This window comes from Actinomyces sp. Marseille-QA0893 (assembly GCF_976954355.1).
Map to the genome: position 1 here is coordinate 190,645 of NZ_CDRJSY010000004.1, position 20,169 is coordinate 210,813.

General features: G+C 55.9%; 18 protein-coding genes. All 18 read right to left on the minus strand.

Features of this window, described 5'->3' with window-relative positions; genetic code table 11:
- Window positions 1-2 precede the first annotated feature (2 nt).
- The 18 genes from thrS to ACWNMW_RS06485 all read right to left on the minus strand — a co-directional run bounded on the left by thrS (window position 3) and on the right by ACWNMW_RS06485 (window position 19,888).
- Window positions 3-1,991 carry a threonine--tRNA ligase gene (gene thrS / locus ACWNMW_RS06400; protein WP_034503539.1) on the minus strand — a complete coding sequence of 663 codons (1,989 nt, stop codon included), beginning with the start codon at window positions 1,989-1,991 and terminating at the stop codon, window positions 3-5.
- A 137-nt stretch (window positions 1,992-2,128) separates the two neighbouring features.
- Window positions 2,129-3,148, minus strand: a complete 1,020-nt coding sequence (locus ACWNMW_RS06405; protein WP_034503541.1) for a lipid II:glycine glycyltransferase FemX — start codon at window positions 3,146-3,148, stop codon at window positions 2,129-2,131.
- Between the two features lie 13 nt (window positions 3,149-3,161).
- Window positions 3,162-4,412, minus strand: a complete 1,251-nt coding sequence (locus ACWNMW_RS06410) for a carboxylate--amine ligase (protein ID WP_034503543.1) — start codon at window positions 4,410-4,412, stop codon at window positions 3,162-3,164.
- Window positions 4,413-4,486: 74 nt separating this feature from the next.
- Window positions 4,487-4,954, minus strand: coding sequence for a metal-sulfur cluster assembly factor (locus tag ACWNMW_RS06415; protein WP_299060664.1), 468 nt, complete (start codon window positions 4,952-4,954; stop codon window positions 4,487-4,489).
- Entirely contained in the window at window positions 4,954-5,421 is a 468-nt protein-coding gene (gene sufU, locus ACWNMW_RS06420; protein ID WP_034503547.1) for a Fe-S cluster assembly sulfur transfer protein SufU, read from the minus strand. The genes ACWNMW_RS06415 and sufU overlap by 1 nt, the downstream gene beginning before the upstream one ends.
- Window positions 5,421-6,698 carry a SufS family cysteine desulfurase gene (locus tag ACWNMW_RS06425; protein WP_449490393.1) on the minus strand — a complete coding sequence of 426 codons (1,278 nt, stop codon included), beginning with the start codon at window positions 6,696-6,698 and terminating at the stop codon, window positions 5,421-5,423. The genes sufU and ACWNMW_RS06425 overlap by 1 nt, the downstream gene beginning before the upstream one ends.
- Window positions 6,699-6,707: 9 nt before the next feature.
- Entirely contained in the window at window positions 6,708-7,460 is a 753-nt protein-coding gene (gene sufC, locus ACWNMW_RS06430) for a Fe-S cluster assembly ATPase SufC (protein ID WP_034503551.1), read from the minus strand.
- Between the two features lie 62 nt (window positions 7,461-7,522).
- Window positions 7,523-8,704, minus strand: a complete 1,182-nt coding sequence (gene sufD, locus ACWNMW_RS06435) for a Fe-S cluster assembly protein SufD (protein WP_449490394.1) — start codon at window positions 8,702-8,704, stop codon at window positions 7,523-7,525.
- The gene (gene sufB, locus ACWNMW_RS06440) at window positions 8,704-10,146 is read right to left on the minus strand and encodes a Fe-S cluster assembly protein SufB (protein WP_034503555.1); all 1,443 of its coding nucleotides are present in this window, start codon (window positions 10,144-10,146) and stop codon (window positions 8,704-8,706) included. The genes sufD and sufB overlap by 1 nt, the downstream gene beginning before the upstream one ends.
- A gap of 38 nt (window positions 10,147-10,184) precedes the next feature.
- A complete protein-coding gene (locus ACWNMW_RS06445; protein ID WP_034503557.1) occupies window positions 10,185-10,877 on the minus strand; it encodes a helix-turn-helix transcriptional regulator in 693 nt (230 codons plus the stop codon).
- Window positions 10,878-11,015: 138 nt separating this feature from the next.
- Window positions 11,016-11,633 carry an NUDIX domain-containing protein gene (locus ACWNMW_RS06450; RefSeq protein WP_299060651.1) on the minus strand — a complete coding sequence of 206 codons (618 nt, stop codon included), beginning with the start codon at window positions 11,631-11,633 and terminating at the stop codon, window positions 11,016-11,018.
- 9 nt (window positions 11,634-11,642) lie between these two features.
- Window positions 11,643-12,548: a copper transporter gene (locus ACWNMW_RS06455; RefSeq protein ID WP_034503562.1), complete on the minus strand. Its 906-nt coding sequence runs from the start codon at window positions 12,546-12,548 to the stop codon at window positions 11,643-11,645.
- Window positions 12,549-12,558: 10 nt separating this feature from the next.
- Window positions 12,559-13,767 (minus strand): putative cytokinetic ring protein SteA, encoded by a 1,209-nt coding sequence (steA, locus tag ACWNMW_RS06460; RefSeq protein ID WP_449490395.1) that lies wholly within the window; start codon window positions 13,765-13,767, stop codon window positions 12,559-12,561.
- A complete protein-coding gene (gene recN, locus ACWNMW_RS06465; RefSeq protein ID WP_449490396.1) occupies window positions 13,764-15,449 on the minus strand; it encodes a DNA repair protein RecN in 1,686 nt (561 codons plus the stop codon). The genes steA and recN overlap by 4 nt, the downstream gene beginning before the upstream one ends.
- Window positions 15,446-16,306, minus strand: coding sequence for an NAD kinase (locus tag ACWNMW_RS06470; protein ID WP_449490397.1), 861 nt, complete (start codon window positions 16,304-16,306; stop codon window positions 15,446-15,448). The genes recN and ACWNMW_RS06470 overlap by 4 nt, the downstream gene beginning before the upstream one ends.
- Window positions 16,303-17,172 (minus strand): TlyA family RNA methyltransferase, encoded by an 870-nt coding sequence (locus ACWNMW_RS06475; protein WP_295895357.1) that lies wholly within the window; start codon window positions 17,170-17,172, stop codon window positions 16,303-16,305. The genes ACWNMW_RS06470 and ACWNMW_RS06475 overlap by 4 nt, the downstream gene beginning before the upstream one ends.
- Window positions 17,169-17,309, minus strand: a complete 141-nt coding sequence (locus tag ACWNMW_RS06480) for a hypothetical protein (RefSeq protein WP_449490398.1) — start codon at window positions 17,307-17,309, stop codon at window positions 17,169-17,171. The genes ACWNMW_RS06475 and ACWNMW_RS06480 overlap by 4 nt, the downstream gene beginning before the upstream one ends.
- A 2-nt stretch (window positions 17,310-17,311) precedes the next feature.
- Window positions 17,312-19,888 (minus strand): HAD-IIA family hydrolase, encoded by a 2,577-nt coding sequence (locus ACWNMW_RS06485; RefSeq protein ID WP_449490399.1) that lies wholly within the window; start codon window positions 19,886-19,888, stop codon window positions 17,312-17,314.
- Window positions 19,889-20,169 lie beyond the last annotated feature (281 nt).

Sequence of the window (20,169 nt, forward strand, 5' to 3'; positions counted from 1 at the left end):
TATCAGTCCTCAGCGCTGGGATCAGCGTTATTGCGGGTCGCGATGTGGTGCGCGATACGCTCAACCGCCTCGTCGACGGGAACACCGTTGAGCTGGGAGCCATCGCGGAAACGGAAGGACACTGCCTGCGCTTCTTGGTCTTCCCCGCCCGCGATCAAAGTGAAGGGAACCTTCTGCTTTGCGGCGTTACGGATCTTCTTGCCAAAGCGATCATCGGAATGATCAACTTCGACGCGAATACCACGCTCTCGCAACCGCTGAGCAACCGTATCCACGTACTCATCGAAGGCCTCGGCAACGGGAACAAGGCGTACCTGCACGGGCGAAAGCCACGCGGGGAATGCTCCTGCATAGTGTTCGGTCAACACGCCGATGAAGCGCTCGATCGAGCCGAACTTCGCCGAGTGGATCATGACCGGTTCACGGTGGCTTCCGTCAGGAGCGGTGTATTCCAGTCCAAAACGGTGCGGCTGGTTGAAGTCGTACTGAATAGTCGACATCTGCCAGGTACGTCCGATCGCGTCCTTCGCCTGAATGGAAATCTTCGGGCCGTAGAATGCAGCACCGCCCGGATCGGGAACGGTATCCAAACCGGTTTCTTCTGCGCAGCGACGCAAGATCTCGGTGGCTTCCTCCCACTGTTCATCGGTTCCGATGAACTTGTCCTTCTTCTTTCCATCGGTGTCGCGGGTAGACAGCTCGAGGTAGAAGTCGTTCAAACCGAAATCGCGAAGAAGCGTCAAGATGAAGTTCAACAGGTGCTTAATTTCATCACCGGCTTGCTCGGGCATCACATAGGAGTGTGAATCATCCTGAGTGATCGAGCGAACGCGAGTGAGTCCTTGAAGAACACCGGACTTCTCATTGCGGTAGACGGTGCCGAACTCGAAGAGGCGCAGCGGAAGTTCACGGTAAGAACGGCCTCGGCTCCTGAAGATCAGGTTATGCATCGGGCAGTTCATGGCCTTGAGGTAGTAGAGCTGACCGTCATCATCCATGGGCGGGAACATCCCGTCCGCATAGTAGGGAAGGTGACCCGAGGTATGGAAGAGATCTTCCTTTGAGATGTGGGGAGTACCCACGTAGAGGAATCCGTTCTCAATGTGGGCTTCGCGCACGTAATCTTCCATGACACGCTTGAGGACGCCGCCCTTGGGGTGGAAAACAGGCAGACCAGCGCCGAGTTCCTCTGGGAAGGAGAAAAGATCAAGCTCAGCACCGAGGCGACGGTGATCACGTCGCTCAGCTTCCTTGAGTCGTTCTTGATAGGCGACAAGATCTTCCTTCGAGGCCCACGCAGTTCCGTAAATTCGCTGCAGTTGGTCGTTGGCTTGGTCGCCGCGCCAGTATGCGGAAGAGGACTTGGTAAGCGCGAAACCGTTGCCGATCAGCCTGGTTGAAGGCAGGTGGGGGCCGCGGCACAGGTCCTTCCAAGCGGTTGTGCCGTCACGGCGCACGTTGTCGTAGATTGTCAGTTCAGAGCCGCCAACCTCGACAGAAGCATCCTCTGCTCCCCCACCCTTAGTGGTGATGAGCTCAAGCTTGTAGGGCTGATCGGCAAGTTCTTCGCGGGCTTCGTCTTCACTGACCACGCGGCGGCGGAAGGTCTGGCCTTCTTTGACAATGCGCTTCATGCGCTTTTCGAGGTCACGCATGAGTTCAGGAGTGACCGAATCGATATTCCCGAAGTCATAGTAGAAACCATCGGTGATGAAGGGGCCGATTCCAAGATTGACGTCCGGGAACACTTCCTGAACCGCCTGAGCCATGACGTGTGTGCAGGAGTGACGCAGGATTTCCAGACCGGCTGGAGAGTTCAGGGTAATTGCTTCCACCGTTGCGCCGGATGGGATTTCACGGGAGAGATCCCATGCTTTTCCATCGACTGTCATAGCGACGACGTCGCTACGCGAGGCATAATGCTGCAAACCGGTGCAGCCTTCTTCAATTTCTACAGCAACGCCATCAATAGTTGCGTTGATAACAGGCACGAGCTGTGCTCCTTCGGGTTTCTGGCGACATGCGCCATCTCTACCTGTCAACTGCACGCATACGAAGGCGCGTCAAACGCTCTTATCGAGAATCGACAGGCTTGGACCCTTCTATCGTAGCCGCCGAGGCGGCAATGTCACGAACGCAGTGCGCGCTTGAGTGAAAGCAAGTTACGCAGCCCCGCGTACAGTCGCGGGCGCAAAGGAAGATCCCACGCTCCGGGGACATCCGTGTAGCCCTTGGCAAAGTTCAGCTTGTACTTGCCAACGGTAAAAAGCTCCGGCACGCGAGGCGAGTGCATGCCCATAAGATCGATACCACCCTGCGGATCAAGATCGGGGCCAAGAGTGAGTGCGCATTGAACATCCAGCTCTGGCATCGCGCCAAGTTTGCGCGCCAGCGCTGTCGTTGCACCGTAATAGCATTCGGCCTGACGATCGTTCACCAAAATGAGGTTCCACGCGGCAACCTTGCCATCGACGCGAAGGACATATAGATGCGAATGTTGTTCGCCCAAAACCTTGAGCATCGTTGCATAGACCTCGGGAGGATGCGGGTGGAAACCGTCGCGCTGCGCGGTTTCCTTCAAAACTTCGTAGTATTCACTGAAGTCCTGTGCGGCGGCTTCGCGTTCGTCAGCAATGCTGGTTTCGACCTGCGCAAGGGCCTTTCGGGAACGTCGAAGCTGGCGACGGCCTTCCTTCGTCATATCAGCAAGAATCTTCTCCTCATCACCACCGTGGGACCGAATGATGACCGTCCGATCGTAGGTGATGATCTGCATGACATCTCGAAGATCGTCTGCGGAGAAAGTCGCATGCAAACGAATAAAGACAACCGAAGAGTCTTTTTCGCGAACATAGCGGGCCAAAGCATCGCGGAATGCGCGCTCACGTGCAGGGGTTGCTTCCTTCAGCCACACAGGGCCGTGTTTCGCCCACAGATAGCGCGCTCCTCGCATTGAGTACTCGTAGAGCGCAACCAGGGCGATTCGCTTTCCTTCCTCGCAATACTCGAGGCGACCCCAAAGTTTACGTCCTTCAACAGCTTCGTATTGCTCCCAAATTGCAGATTGTTCAACCGGAAGCGGGGTTACGCCGGCAGCGCCGATACGCATTTCTTCGGCTGTAATCGAGCGGAGCTGTACCTGTGACATGACAAAAATCCCCTTAGAATGAACGATCGTTCGCTTGAGGGTAATACCGATGGAACTTGCGATAGTGGTTGAGCTTTTGCAGATGCAAAGTGACCGATCGGCGAAGATCCCTATCACGCGAGTAGAACAGCGGGTCAAATCGCTTTCCACTGCGAATCAAACCACGCACCCGTTTCGCGAGCTCGGGATCGCGTAGGTAGCGCATGAGCAGACGATCGGGAACCATCGAGTACAAGATCTCCTCGTGGACCTCATCGCGCTCCCGTGAAAGACCTTTAACTAAGTCGTCAACCATCGGAATCATTGGGTTGTGCCCAGCGGCGGTCATGTACCAGCTGTTACGACCAATTCGCGGATTGACTTCGAAGAAGAGCGCCCGTCCATCGCGTGGATCAATTTTCACGTCAAAATTCGCAAACCCACGGTAGTTGGCAGCTTCGAGAATACGCTGAGCATCCGCCCACAACTGTGGGAAAGATTCAGTAATCATGGCAACCGGATTACCGATCATGGTCGGAGCATGGTCTTCAAGAAGCACGCGCGCTGACCCGATCAGCGTCATGCGTCCCTTCGAGTCCACATACGCGGTCACCGAGCGCATCTGCGTGTTGTCACCAGGAATCAGCTCCTGAACAACGAAGTCTCCCTTAAAACCGACCTCTCCCAAACGTGCCCACAGTTCATCGAGTTCTTGGGCACTCTCGACAAACCAGATCTTGCGCTTTCCTTCGAATTCCAGCCCATCGTAGTCATTGCCTCGAGCAGCTTTAGCGACCACGGGAAAGGCAAAGGGAATCTTAGGCGCAACCCAGGCCTCGGCAGTGGAGAAATCACGGAAAGAAACAACGACGGTTGCCGGCGTAGGAACGCCCAAATCGTTGCATAAGCGAGCGAATGCCCCCTTGTCGGTCACATAGTCGATAACTTCCATGGAGGGGAAGGGCAATGCGTAATGAGCGCTGAGCGCATCCCAATTCCTCGCGACGAACTCGGAATGGAGGTCATGATTGGCGACCAGAACCAAAGCATGATCGGAATAGGTCGATGCAATGCGCATCAAAGTCTCAAGCAAAACCTCATCTGAGGCATGCGCAATGATCGGCTCGACATGGCAAAACGACGAGCGCGCGATTGAAACCGTCGGAGCATGGGAAAGGACGATCGAAGTAGCCCCGTAGGCCTCGTGGAAAGAACGCGCCAAAGCGTAGACTCCAAAATCTCCGCCCAAAAGAACAGGCTGCACAGGAGCGTCGGCCACAGTCATCGTTTCTCTTTCGCTCGATAGAGGTGAACCCCTCCAGCATAGCGGAAGGGGTTCACACACAGGGGACTACGCGCTCAGACGTTAAAGCCGATCGCGCGAAGCTGTTCACGTCCATCGCTGGTGATTCGGTCCGGCCCCCAGGCCGGCATCCACACCCAATTGATCAGAACATCGTTGGAAAGCGGAGCTAACACCATCTGAGCTTGACGTTCGATCACATCGGTCAGGGGGCAAGCAGCGGAGGTCAGCGTCATATCAATGACAACGGCATCATTGGACGAGATGTTGATCCCATAGACCAGGCCAAGGTCAACAATATTGATCCCAAGTTCGGGGTCAATGACATCCTTGAGCGCCTCGAGGACATCGACTCCAGCGACAGTCCCATCTTCTCTGATATCAGTGCCCTCAATATTGAAAATGTTCCCAGGAGCGGGCGCATCGCTGTGAGAGGCAGCTGACTCTGGCAGAGCCGAGGCCGCAGGAGCAAAGCGTTGCTCAACGGCATCGTTTTGTGCCATCGGGTTGGAAGAAGTATCCATTACTCGTTTTCTCCTGCAATATCGGTTCCAAGCTGAGCGAGAGCATCGCGCAGCGCATACCAACCAAGAAGCGCGCACTTGACACGATTGGGGAACTGAGAAGTTCCCTCCAAGGCAGCCGCGTCTTCTAATAGGTCCAAAGTGTCTTCATCCACGCCTTGCCCTCGTGAATGCATCATTGTTTCCATCGCGGAATAGAGCTCACGTACTCGAGCAAGATCCGCACCTGCAACCATGTCAGAAAGCATCGAGAGGGATGCCTGAGAGATCGAACAGCCGTCCCCATCCCACGCTAAGGACTCGATGACACCGGAGTCACTCAGTGTCACGCCCAAGGTCGTTTCGTCTCCGCAGGTTGGATTGACCTGATGAGAAGAGGCGGATAACTCAGTGGGATTACCGCAGCCGTGACGCTCACGAGCATGATCGAGAATCACCTGCTGGTACATCTGTTCCAAGCTTGACATCAGCAACCTCCAAAATAGGAACGAACCTGGCCAAGTGCTTCAATAAAACGGTCGACCTCTTCACGTGTCGTAGTCGGCCCGATTGAGGCGCGCGACGAAGAACGAACACCAAAGAAGCTATGAAGCGGAATCGCGCAGTGATGGCCGACTCGCACCGCAACATCATGAGAATCAAGAACTTGACCCACATCATGAGGATGAACTCCATCAACGGCGAAAGCAACAACACCGATACGTTCAAATTCTGAGCCGGGCCCAAGAACACGTACTCCGTCGATTCCGCTAATTCCGTCAAGCATGTAGGCGGTTAAAACGCGCTCGTGTTCGGCAACGCGGTCCATGCCAATAGCGGATAGGTATCGCAGCGCCGCACTCCAGCCAACAATTTGAGCGATGGGCTGGCTACCAGCTTCAAATCGTTCAGGAGCCGGCATGAAACTCGAGCTCTCCATAGTGACGTTTTCGATCATTGAACCACCGGTGAGAACCGGAGGCATCGCGTCGAGGAGCTCTCTCTTGCCCCAAAGCGCGCCGACTCCCGTTGGGCCGAGCATCTTATGCGAAGAAAAGACGGCGAAATCGACGCCCAAGTCGCGAATGTTGATTGGCATGTGTGCACTGGACTGACAGGTATCCAAGAGAACCAAGGCGCCACATTCGCGTGCCCGAGAAACAATTTGGTTCACGGGCGAGACGGCACCGGTCACATTTGAGACATGGGTAAAGGCGACTACTCGCGTACGCTCGTTAATGACATCGAGTGTATCGGTATCGATTCGTCCGTCCTCATGCAAATCAAGCCAGCGCAGTTCGGCACCGGTTGCCTGACACAACTGCTGCCAGGGAACAAGGTTCGCATGGTGTTCAGCCCTGGTTACGACAATGCGATCCCCCGGAGCGAGCGCAAGAGGGTTGCCTGCGCTCTCCCCCAGCCCAGTCGCATTGCGAATCGCCAAGGCCACAAGATTAATCGCCTCGGTTGCATTCTTCGTCCACACGATTTCGTCGGCTCTCGCACCGATAAAGCTGGCAAGGACCGAGCGACCTTCTTCAAAAGCGGCAGTTGATTCATCGCCAAGGAGGTGAGTCCCCCGATGCACTGCCCCATTAGTCGAGCGATAAAACTCAGTGATCGCTTCAATCACTGGTGTCGGCTTTTGTGAAGTCGCACTGAAATCGAGATAAGCGATCGCCTGGCCGCCGCGGCCGACACGTCCCAAGATGGGAAAGTCGGCACGCAGGCGGCTCAGCTCACGAAGCGAAAAATCTTCAGACACGGATCAGGGTCACTTCTCCAAGTAGGAATCGTAGCCGTTCTCTTCAAGCTCATCGGCCAGTTCAGGACCACCCTGCGCAGCAACCTGACCGTTCACGAAGACGTGAACATGGCTGGGCTTGATGTAGCGCAAAATGCGAGTGTAGTGGGTAATGAGCATGACGCCGCAACCGGTGTTTCCATGGACGCGGTTCACGCCTTCAGAGACGATACGCAAGGCATCAACGTCAAGACCGGAGTCAGTCTCATCCAAAATCGCGAAGGAAGGCTTGAGGAGCTCCATCTGCAGGATCTCGAGGCGCTTCTTTTCACCACCGGAGAAACCGACGTTGACATCACGTTCGGCGAAGCTGGGATCCATGCGCAGGTTTTCCATTGCCTGGTTGACGTCCTTGACCCAGTGACGCAGCTGAGGCGCTTGGCCGTCGATGGCGGTCTTGGCGGTACGCAGGAAGTTCGAGACGGAAACACCCGCAACCTCGACCGGGTACTGCATTGCCAAGAAGAGGCCCGCCTTGGCGCGCTCATCGACGCTCATGTCAAGGATCGAGGCGTCATCGAGGTAGGCTTCACCGCTGGTGATCTCGTAGGCGGGGTGCCCCGCGAGAGCATAAGCCAAGGTGGACTTACCAGAGCCATTGGGGCCCATGATTGCGTGAATCTCACCGGAGTTAATGGTCAGATTAACGCCCTTCAAAATTTCCTTCGGTCCTTCAGCGGTCTCAACCGATGCGTGAAGGTCTTTAATCGTCAAAGTCGACATTGTTTTTCTCCTCTTCGGCGCTAGACGCCGCACTGTAGTTCTCGTACTACTGTCGTGTAGCCTCAGGCGCCAAGAGCGGCGCGTTCCAGTTCCTTTTCGATGGCGTTCATCAGGTGTTCCTGCACCTGGGGCACGCCGATTTGCTCAATGAGTTCGGCAAAGAAGCCTCGCACGACCAGACGACGCGCATCGGCCTCGGCAATTCCGCGGCTCATGAGATAGAAGAGTTGTTCATCATCGAAGCGTCCCGTTGCCGAGGCGTGGCCTGCTCCGATGATTTCACCGTTCTCGATCTCCAGGTTCGGGACAGAGTCTGCCTTCGCACCTTCACTGAGCACAAGATTGCGGTTGAGCTCGTAGGTATCGGTTCCATCGGCAGCTTCACGAATGAGGCAGTCCCCGATCCACACCGAGTGAGCGTCTTTCCCTTGCAACGCACCCTTGTAGGTCACGCGAGAGTAGCAATTAGGCTGCGAATGATCAACGAATACTCGGTGTTCCAAGTGCTGACCCGAATCAACGAAGTACAGGCCGAGCATGGTGAGCTCGCCGCCGGGGCCTCGGTAATCGGTGTCGGAGCAGATACGCACTAAGTCGCCACCCAAGGTCACGATGATGTGACGGACCTTCGCGTCGCGTCCGATCGCAATACGGTGGTTGGAGGCGTGCAGGAATTCATCATCCCATTCTTGAATGGAAACGATCGTAAGGTCCGAGGCGTCACCTGCCTCGATCTCAACGGTCTGATTGAGCGCGCCATGCCCGCCGCCTCGATGATTCATGACAATGGTGGCGACCGATTGCGACTCGACGCGAAGGGCTAGATGCTGGACTCGAGTCGCCTCGTCTCCATCAATGTCAATCATGATCGGAGCCGATAGCTCGGTCTTCTTCGGAACCGTAACAATCTGTGCGCTTGTGAAGGCGTTCCATGCCACAACCGAAGTACGGTCTCCGGGCGCAAGCACGCTACCAAGACGTTGATCATCACGAGCAACTTCTTCAACAAGGACCTCTTCGGGAGCATCGATACGCACACCCAAAGATTCAGACTCAAAGTTCTGAGTTTCGAAGAGTTTCTCAATGCGACGCATTGGAGTAAAACGCCAGTCCTCTTCACGTCCGTGAGGGACGGCGATATCGCTCAGCGAAAACGAGGTCGGGCGATCCCCACGCGAGGAATGTGCCACCGGGGCTCCCGCTCCATGAGAATGCGGACGGGCCATGGTCTCTTGGGTCGTCATCAGCCAACAGATCCTTCCATCTGCAATTCAATAAGTCGGTTTAATTCAAGGGCGTATTCCATAGGAAGTTCCTTGGCAATCGGCTCAACAAAGCCGCGCACGATGGTCGCCATGGCCTCGTTCTCATCCAAGCCGCGGCTCATCAGATAGAAAAGCTGGTCCGCAGACACCTTAGAGACCGTTGCCTCATGTCCCATTTCAACGTCGTCCGTGCGCACGTCGACATAGGGGTAGGTATCGGTACGCGAAACCTTGTCGACCAAAAGTGCATCACACAGAACATTCGACTTGGAATGACGTGCTCGTGCATTGATTTGCACGAGGCCACGGTAGGAGGTACGCCCACCGCCGCGAGAGACCGACTTTGAGACGATCGAGGAAGACGTATGCGGCGCCATGTGCACCATCTTTGCGCCTGTATCTTGCTGCTGCCCGGGACCGGCAAAGCCGATCGACAGGGTCTCGCCGCGGGCATGTTCACCCATGAGGAAGCATGCCGGGTACTTCATAGTGATGGCGGCACCCATATTGCCGTCAACCCATTCCATGGTTCCGCCCTCTTCAACCATGGCACGCTGAGTCACCAAGTTAAGGACGTTAGTCGACCAGTTCTGAACCGTCGTGTAGCGAACGCGAGCGCCCCTCTTGACGAAAATCTCGATAACACCGGAGTGCAAGGAATTCTCGTCATAAATCGGAGCGGTACAACCCTCAACATAGTGGACGTAAGAACCCTCGTCCGCGATGATGAGCGTTCGTTCGAACTGTCCCATTGCCTGAGTGTTAATGCGGAAGTAGGCCTGCAGAGGAATGTTCACGTGGACACCCGGCGGAACGTAAACGAAAGATCCACCCGACCACGCAGCTGTGTTGAGTGCAGAGAACTTGTTGTCACCGGAAGGAACACACTTACCGAAATACTCTTCGAAGATTTCGGGATGTTCACGCAGGCCGGTGTCTGTGTCCGTGAAAATCACACCTTGACGTTCAAGATCTTCTTGAATCTGCTGGTAGACGACCTCGGACTCATACTGAGCCGCAACGCCCGAAACAAGGCGGTTCTTTTCGGCTTCTGGAATGCCCAGACGATCGTAGGTATCGCGAATTTCTTCAGGAAGGTCTTCCCAGTCATTAACCTGACGATCAGTCGGACGCACGTAGTACTTGAATGCATCGAAATCAACGTGCGACAAATCCGGACCCCACGTGGGCATCGGCTTGCGTTCGAAGAGTTCCAACGCCTTGAGGCGGCGTTCACGCATCCACTGAGGTTCATCCTTTACATCGGAGATATAACGAACGACCGACTCGTTAATCCCAAGAGGGACGTCTTTCGAATAGTCATCGTTATCGTGCCACCCATACTCATAGGCGCCGATGGAACTGATGATCTCATCGTCACTCAGAGTAGTTGCGTCGGTGACCGGTGGTGACTGGGTCATATTTTTCCTCGTCAATTCGGTTATTTCTGGAGTGCGAGCTACTTGCGAAGAGCGGCTCGCGCTGCGGGTGAGATCACGGGCGTTGCCACAGGAATGTGGGTCGTACACACATGTTCTCCGCCTGCAAGGGTTGCAAGTCGTTGGACATGAACATTGAGTAGTCGCGAGAAAGCGGCAGTTTCAGCCTCGCAGAGCTGCGGAAAATCACCGGCAACTTGCCGGATTGGGCAGTGGCCTTGACACAGTTGCACAGCGAATCCACCTCCGCCGATCTCTCGCACTGTTGCAGCGTAGCCATCAGCAGTAAGGGCGTCAGCAAGCGCTTGAGCGCGCAAGCGAGGGTCATGTCCAGCTTCGCGAACAGTCGAGGCGTAGCGCCTTTCAATTTCGCGCGAACGAGCGGCAGCAAAAGAGTCAATGGCTTCTCCCCCACCAACTTGCCCGAGATAACCCAATGCCTTGACGGCCAGGTCAGAGTAGCTATCGGAAAGCTTTTCGTGAGCACGCGCGGTTGCGACGTAATGACGGGCCGGACGTCCCCTGCCGCGGCGACCAACCTGAGCAAACTCATGCTCTGCAATCTCACTGTCGGAAAGCAGAATCGTCAGGTGCCTGCGCACCGCAGCGGTTGTCAACCCAAGGATCCGTGCAATCGTTGATGCTGTGACGGGCCCCTTTTCGACAACAAGATCACGCACCTGCTGCCGGGTGCGCGCATCACTGATTTCCACGCTGCCCTCCAAGCGAATCTACATTCACAACTCTTGAATCTCAGGAAAATCATACGCTCTTTAAGCAACATTTTCGTTGCGAAATACCCGGTAGAACAGGCGACTCATGTCACAGAATTTGGGCCGAAGGTCCTGAATCTATCGAAGCCAAGGGGATGATACCCCTCTGAGTTCCCATCCGCGCCTGCGTGCTGCTTCGGTTGCAAGAACAGCGCAGACCGTCGAGGCGTTGTGCAAACGCCCCTGCAATGCCGCAGTGACGGCATCATCGAGCTTGACCCACTGATATTCGAAATCAGCCTCTTCATCTTCTCGATCGAAGGGAGTCTGTGTCTGTGAGAGCTCGCGTGCGAGGAAAATACGGATCGATTCCGACGAGCAGCCCGGGGAATTAAAGATATCCAGGAGAACATCCCATTGCTTCGCAACAAGATCAGCCTCTTCGGCGAGTTCTCGCTGAGCTCCAACCAGCGGGTCTTCTCCCGGAATGTCGAGGAGTCCAGCCGGTACTTCCCATAGCTTGGCGCCGACCGGGTGACGGTACTGACGTTCGAGGAGAATCTCTTCTTCTCCCCCGTCACCGCGAAGAGCGACGATAACGACCGCCCCCGGATGAGACATGTACTCGCGAAGGATCGGTTCCTGTGCTTCATTCAGGACTAATTCGTCGCGCTGAATACCGAAAACCTTTCCAGAAAAAACCTCGCGCGACGAAAGAGTCTGAACGGGAACGTGTTGGTCACGAATCTCAGTCATGGTCATTCCTCACTGGGCCGGAGGGAAAATTGCACTTGCGCCGCTACCGACACCGAAGGAACGTGCGCTTGAGTGGGCATCTTTCAGCGCCAAAACCGCCGAAATTGTTCCCTGCGTAGTTCCGACTTGATCAACGGTTGTTGCCGGAACATTCCCGCGACGCAGAGCTGTGAGAGTAGAACGATCAGTCGAGGCATCACCCAAGATGAGGCCACCGGCAGGCGCATTCCCAATAGTCTTTGCCAGGCCTTCCCATGATGCCTGTGATGCGAGCGAGGAAGGATCTGCCGTCTGCGTATTTGCACTAGTGTTGCCACGAGGTGCGACGACAACGATAGCCTGGGCGCCGCCCTGCGGATCCTTGGTCATGCGCATAACGGGAGTATCTCCCCCGGTAAGAATCTGCTTGACAAGATCAGGTTCAGATCCACTCTGAGTCAGAGAGGTGACGATCGCCTGTCCGATGACTGCCTCTGCACCGGCATCACCGGCAAGACCGGTCAGGTGCGAAGCCAAAGGAGTTGCAAGGGTGTTGCGGAAAGTTGCAGAGTCGGCGCTGAGCCACGTGTTGGTAAGCTCAACCTCACCAACGACCTGAGCGCCTGCAGTTCCAAGCGTATCTCGCATGGAAGCAACATCTGAGCTATCACTTCCAGGAACAGTCACGATCGCAACTGAAACGCCGTTGAGCGATCCTGCAAGGCGCCCCTGGGCGAGCTCTGCAACAGCGCGAGCTTCAATTTTGCTATTGTTCTGAGCCTGCGCCAGTGCCTCATTTGACGAGGCCGTCGAGGTAGTGGGCGTCAAACCGGAAGAAATACGCGATTGCAGCGGCCCTGCACCCAGGACAACCCCCAAGCACAGTGCAACAAAAACCGCGATCAAAGACACGATGTGATAGCGAAAGTTGACCATGTTTTCTTCCTTAGAACGTGACAGTTTCAGTCCAGTGGACTAGATCGGAACTAGCAGAATTTGACGGGGACCACAATTGCGAGATCCAATTCCAGACACTCATATAGAGGTCATGCCCCCACGGAGTAGCCCAAAGTGCCACTCCCATCGACGCGAAAAGCACGCATGCAAGGAGGAAGAGCCATCCGCCTCGAATACGACTCCGGTATGTTGCACTCACTGCATGGGCTGGAATCAACAAATCACCAGCTCGCAAGCGAATCAAAAATGCGGGAGTAACGACGGAACGAGGCAGTTCAAGGTAGTCCTCAAGTTCGCGCGCATCGCCAGCGACGACAATCGCTGCGGGATCCATAAAGCTCAGAAGACTAATTGCGACATCTTGAGCCGAGGCACTGAGATCGATCTGATGGTAGTCGATCCCCATACGATTCAAACGGTCGCGCCCCTGATCTCCTTCATGTGCACGAGGAACGACAATCTCTGCACCTGAACGAATGATCTTGTCAGGCACCTCGGTCATGTCTCCAACGATAATGGCGGGTTTAAGATGCGCACGCTTTGCGCGCAATGCGCCGCCTTCAACTGCCACCACAAGCGGTTGCGTATCGCGAATCCACTGGCCAAGATCACGCAACTGCTGGCTCGCACGCGGGGAATCGCAGACGAGCAGGACCTGACGGCCACTAACCTGCGTCGCAAGCTCCGGGTATCCCTCCCCTCGTAGGACGCCGGCACCTTCATATTCCAAGAATGTCGAGGTCGAGGCCTCGAAAGCTTGAAGTTGGTCGGAGAGAGCCTGATCCGCGTCAGGAATGTCTGAGGGAAGATCCTTCAGCGAGTCATAGCGGTGCCCCTGAGCGACTCGCTTGCCTTCTCGTAGGATGTCCGTTCCCTTGACTGTAATCGAATCACCGTCTTTAAGCGCCCAGACATCAGATCCACAATCATCGAGGAGAACGATACCCGCATCGATCAGTGTCTGAGGGCCTCGGCTACGCACGCGTCCAGTGACCGATAGCGCCGCATTGATGACGAGCTGCACGCCACTTTCAATGAGGAGTTCGGCATCTGCCTGTGTAAGATCGTTATCTTCGATGAGCAGGAAATCGCCTTCATTAATTGTCGGAATCTTCTGATGGAGATCGCGCGCAATCCATACGCGGCCCTCAACCGAGGTACTCCTGCTACCTGAAAGTCCTGATTTTTCTTGGCTCACGCTTCCGATTGTGGCATGTCCAGCCCCAAGAGTTCATAAGCATGCCGGCGCGCCGCCTCAGAGTGCGCATCCCCACTCATCATCCGCGCAAGCTCCCCAGCTCGCTCTTCTCCTTCGAGCACGCGGATACTGGTACGTCCATCATTCTTCTCAATTAAAAGATGGTGATCCGCATAAGCAGCGACCTGCGCGAGGTGGGTGACCACAACGACTTGATGATGCTCAGCAAGACGCGCAAGACGGGCTCCCACTTCTACAGCGGTTTTCCCGCCGATTCCAGAATCGACCTCGTCAAAAATAAAGGTCACATCGGAGTCAGATTCACCCAAAAGCACTTCTAAAGCCAGCATGACTCGCGAGAGTTCACCGCCGGATGCCCCCACGCCAAGCGGGCGTGGCGGGGCTTGTGGGTGGGGTTGCAAAAGCATGACCGGATCTTCCAAACCGGTGGATGAGGGCGAATGCTCCTCCCATGACACAGTAAAATTCGCATCCGGCATCGAAAGTGCGTGAAGCTCACTCGTGACTTTCGCACTCAATTCCGCGCCAAGTTGTCGGCGTGACGCAGCGAGTCTGTTGCCGCATTCAAGAACAGCTGTTTGAGCCTGCGCTAAAGCCCGCTCAAGGGATTCGGGATCATCATCTTCACCGGTTAGCGCCTGCAAGCGAGCACGAGCTTCCTTCTCCCATTCAAGAAGTCCGCTAATATCTGCTGCTCGTCCTTCCATCAACTGGCGCAAAGACGCACGACGGGCGTGTAGTGCCGCTAGTGTTTCGGGATCGGCCTCGACGGTAGAGAGATAGTGCGCAAGATCGTCACGTACTGCCGATAATTCAAGGGCGGATTGCTTAAAGCGCTGGCCGATAGCGGTCAACGAATGATCGAAACGCGCCGCCGTACGTAGGCAATCCAGCGCACGTCCAATGAGATCAATAACCCCATCCGTGTCCTCGTCTCCTTCTAAGAAGGCAAGCGAAGCTCCAACATGGCGACGCAGGTCCTCCGTATTCGTCAGGCGTTGGATCTGCGAAACCATTTCTTCCTCTTCGCCTTCGTGTGGGCGGAGGGCATCGAAAAGTTCCAGAGCCTGGCTCAGGCGGGCAATCTCTTCTTCCCGCTCGCTACTTGAGCGGCGCACCTCACGAAGACGATTGGCGATCTCCACCGCTTTCTTCCACGCATGCCCGTAGGAGGCCAGCAATTCTTTATGCTGAGCATCTCCATAGGAGTCCAAAGCGTCTCGCTGAGCTGATTGCGAGCGCAGACGCAGCTGATCAGATTGGCCGTGAATCGTCACCAAAGAGCCAACAATTCGTGACAGCGCTGAGGCCGGCATTGCGCGCCCGCCCAAGGCAGCCCGAGAACGCCCGTTCAATGGAACGGTACGAGAGACATACAAAAGACCGTCATCAACCGCCCCACCCATCTCGTCAATTTCTTGAGCGATCGATGGAGGAACTGAAAAAACACCGTCGACGCTCGCCCGTGCAGCGCTCTCGTCCTCCCCTTCTCGGCGGACCATCTGCGGGTCGGCGCGCCCACCCAGCAAAAGATTGAGCGAGGTCAGCACCATGGTTTTACCAGCACCGGTTTCCCCAGTGAGCACCGTAAAGCGCGGGCCAAAGTCAACATGTGCGCTTTCAATGACGCCGAGGTTGTCGATGTCCAATGACTCGATCATGAAGCGTTCCCCTCCGGAGTTCTCCACCCCCGCACGGGTAGGTTAAACCTAGTCACGAGGCGCTCAGAAAAAGGAGTGTGCGACATCCGGACCAAGCGAACCGGGTTCGCCGAAACCTTGGCAATGACAGATGTTCCCGAAGGAGCCACGGTACGCCGGTGCCCATCACACCACACTTCCGGCGCGCTCCAATTCTCTTCATTGATGAATACTTCGATTGTTGAACTAGGCCCGACGACAAGAGGACGAGTAAAGAGACCGTGCGCTGCAATCGGAGAAATGACAACAGCCTCAGTATCTGGCCAGACAACCGGGCCGCCTGCAGAGAAGGAATAGGCCGTTGACCCGGTCGGCGTTGACAAAATCATGCCGTCAGCACCGTAAGTAGAAACATCCTGTCCGTCGACAACGAGAATCAGATGAACCGGGTGCGCTGGATCGGTGTGCTTCACGACTGCGTCGTTGAGTGCCCAGTCTTCGATGGTGTTATCGCCGGGAAGCTTGATGGAGACATCAAGTGTTGAGCGCTTTTCAACGTCAAAATCACCCGTAGCAAGACGATGCATGAGCTTCGGTATCGACTCGGGAGAGGCCTCGGCAAGGAAACCCATATGGCCGGCGTTAATTCCCAAAAGAGGAATGTCGTGGCGACGAGCACTTTCTGCCGCGGCAAGAATCGTTCCATCGCCGCCCATCGCCAAAACAAGTTCGGGAGAATCGCCGTCTGCTACTTCTGATTTGAGCGGATCCTCGCTCACAACCGCGATACCGAGCTGTTCCAACTCGCGCATTGCGACTTCAGTTGCTGCAATAGCAGCAGGGCGTTGAACGTGGCGAACTAAGAGAATTTTCTTCACGAGGCCGATCCCTCCTGCGTGTCGTGGGCAGAGTTCGCCGCGCGCGTGCGTCCAGCAGGCCCCTCGAGGACTGCTCTGTCGATAGCTCCTGGAATTTGATCTTCTTCAAGAGCATTGGGATGGTCAGCGCGCATATAAACAAAATACTCGACGTTTCCGGAAGGTCCGGGAAGCGGCGAGGCCTCAACGGCAGCGATCCCAAGGCCCAAATTTCGCGCGCACTCGATTACTTTCGCAATGGTCTCTCGATGGTGATCGAGATTCCGCACCACTCCACCACTTCCGAGACGGTCCTTACCAATTTCGAATTGCGGTTTAACCATGAGTAGGAAATCTGCTTGCGGATCCGCTACAGCAACCAGGGCAGGAAGCACGAGGGTCAAAGAAATAAATGAAAGATCCCCCACGACCAACTGCGGTGCTGGGTCGATATCTCCCGTTTTCATGAGCCGTACATTCGTTCGGTCCATGACTTCCACACGGGGATCACTTTGAAGACGCCAAGCTAATTGACCGTATCCGACATCAACTGCAACGACACTCGCCGCGCCTCGACGAAGCAGGACGTCAGTAAAGCCACCAGTCGAGGCCCCCGCGTCCATGCATCGCCGTCCTTCAACAGTAGGTGCACGATCTGCCAAGGCATCGAGGGCACCCGCAAGCTTAAATGCGCCTCGAGAGACGTAGTCCGGATCATCTCCTTGAGTGATGACCAAAGCCTGCGCCGGATCCATTTGACGTGCGGGTTTTTCAACAACCTGTCCGTCAAGAAGGACGCGTCGCTGCGCAATCAACTCTTGTGCGTGAGAACGCGAGCGCACCATGTTCCGCCGAACAAGTTCTGAATCGATACGACGCAATTTCATGGGGCAATGCGCTCCTCAAGCTTGCGCCGAAGGCGCAGATCGAGCTGTTCAAGCAACTCGATCTGCTGCGCGACTGGGAGTTCATCGAAGTTATCGGGCAAGGATGAACTCCCCGTCTCGCTCAGTTCAGACGGCATAATCAGTCGTCCTGCTCTTCAAGATCAGCGGTCTCTGCGAGAAGTTCTTGGAGGTCTTCTTCGCCGGGAAGAAACTCAAGCGCCTCTTCGCCTTCCGCAGTCTGTTCAGCAATAGAAACAGGCGCCTCAACAGTTTCTTCTTCGAGCGCCTCGAAGACACCAGAGGGGTCATCGTTGGCAACGACCGTCACAGTCGGGCAAACCACGTCAAGATCGGAAGAAGAATCCCACGCTGCAGCGGCAAGCGCACGATAGGAATCGATCGTGATGACTGCGCCTTCACGCAATTCAACGTCATCCAGGGTCAGATGGCCGTCGCGTCGCAGGCGCGCGACCTGCGAGACGCCGCAGGTCCACGTTCCATCTGCGTGGTGCTTCGGCGACGGGTGTTCTTCAAGCAATCCGCGCATATCCATTGCGAGATAACTGGGGCGCTGGCCCCTGGGCGCACAAATTACCGCGCGAGCGTCGTGGACACCGGTAAGAACATGCAGTGCCGGGATTCCGGCCGCAACAGCGCCGAGAATATCAGTTTCGAGGCGGTCTCCGACTGCAATTGGATTCTCACTATCAAGGAGCTCGGCAGCGCGCTGATAGATACCGGGTTCAGGCTTGCCTGCAGCAACCGGGCGCTTCCGGGTCGCGTAGCTCACCGCACGCACAAGCGCGCCATTTCCAAGTGCGAATCCGCGTTCCTGCGGGAGTGTTGCGTCGAGGTTCGTCGCAAAATACTGCGCGCCACGCTGCAAGGCAAAGGCGGCCTCGGTAAGTTGAGCCCAGGTCACCGAGGCATCAAAGCCTTGAACAACCGCCGCGGGTTCCTCGTCAGCACTGTCAACGAGAACATAGCCGGCTTCGCAAAGTGCTTGACGCAAGCCTTCTCCACCAACCACGTATACCGATGCTCCCTCGTCGAGGTGCTCGCTCATCACAGCAATAACATCCATCGCCGAGGTCATGATGTCCTTCGGCTCGGCTTTGAAGCCCAGTTCCTTGAGCTGTTCGGCAACAGTGAGGGGAGTACGCGAAGCATTGTTCGTTACGAAACCGATCTTCAGGCCGGCTTCGCGCGCTTCTTCAGCGGCCGTAGCTGCGTGTTCGATAGGAAGCTTGCCAGAGTAGGCAGTACCGTCAAGATCCAGAAGAGCTGCGTCAAAGTTCGTGTAGAGCGCTCCCTTCGAGCCTTTCAGCGGTGAACGACGATCATCGACATCCGCATCGGCAAAAAGACCAACGTCAACAATGTCGGGATCTTCTTCCTCTTCAGGAATGTTTGCCTCAACCTGATCAGCTTCCTCATCGCGGCCAAGTTCGCGCAAACGATCTGCCTGAACCGACATCAGGCGGCGAAGAAACTCGGGATCAGCATCCTCGCCAAGAGCAGCAATCGCGTCATCGACAATAACGAGGCCGACTTCATTTTGCCCCAAATCTGCGCGCGCACCTGAGGAGACGAGAACCAACTCAACCTGCTCTGCAAGGTCGAGCTGAGAGGTATCCGTCTGGTCAATGATTTCAATCGCTCGCTCAGGACGCCCAAGTCCGCGTTCGCAGTCGGCTTCAATGGCGCGCAAAGAGAGGTCTCCGCGCAAGCGACGCATCGCACGCACCTCACGCAGTGCTTCTTCGTAGTGTCCTGCAGCGTAGGCCGTCAGCGCCGAGGCCTCACGGACAACGTCGACACGGCCTGCGCGAGAAGCTGCAGCTTTAGCGTGCTTGTATGCGAGCTCAGGATTGAGGTCGATCAACTGACCGGCCATAACAAGGTGTCGAGCGACAATGTCGCGGTTGATCCCCGATAGCGTTGCCAGGGAACGCAACGCATCTTTATCGAGTTCTTCAGCTGATACGCCGGCGGGGATAGTCGGTTCATCCCCGTTGGGTGCGGTGTATTCGTCGCGCGAACGAGGTGCGCTGCTGCGCTTCGTATCTCGGAAATCGCGTCCTGTGCCTCGGCGGTCGTCGCGTCCTGAGAAGCGACGGTCGCGAGAATCCCTATCAAAACGCCCCGAACGCTCGCCGTCAAAGCGACGCTCACGAGAATCAGAAGAACGGAAATCGCGCTCAGAACGGTCAAAACGGCGACCATCGCGCTGATCGCCACGATCAAAACGCGAACGATCGGAACGCTCACCCCCACGACGGTCATCGCGATCAAAACGACGGCTCCCTCGGCGGTCATCGCGTCCTGAGAAGCGACGGTCGCGAGAATCCCTGTCAAAACGCCCCGAACGCTCGCCGTCAAAGCGACGCTCACGAGAATCAGAAGAACGGAAATCACGCTCAGAACGGTCAAAACGACGACCATCGCGCTGATCACCACGATCAAAACGCGAACGATCGGAACGCTCACCCCCACGACGATCATCACGATCAAAACGACGACCATCAAAATTGCCACGGTCGCGATCGGAAAAGCGTCCCTGACGGTCGAAACCTTGCCCACCTTCACGCGAGGAACGTCGATCAGAAGAATTGAAACGGCGCGGTCCACGAGAAGAATCGCCGCGAGAGTATGAACCGCCGTCTCCCCTTGATCCACGTCCGCGACGCTGCGAGGAGTCAAACCTATCTGCCACAATTCCTACTTTCTTCGGGCCCTTCGACCGCACCTATCTTGAATTAAAACTATGAACGCATCCAGCATAATGGGCGAGTAGCAAACAAGCCAGCGCGCTTGACAACCTGTGGATTGCCAAAAACTGTGGGATTGGCCTCGTCGACCGCGTTGCGTAAATCGTATCTGGGTGTCGTATCACCCAGCCTAGGCATCGTCGCGGTAGTCGGCCGCTCGCTCGCCTTGCGAGCATCAGTATATAAAGGTTTGGCCCCGGGACCGTGTGGGTTCCGGGGCCAGACC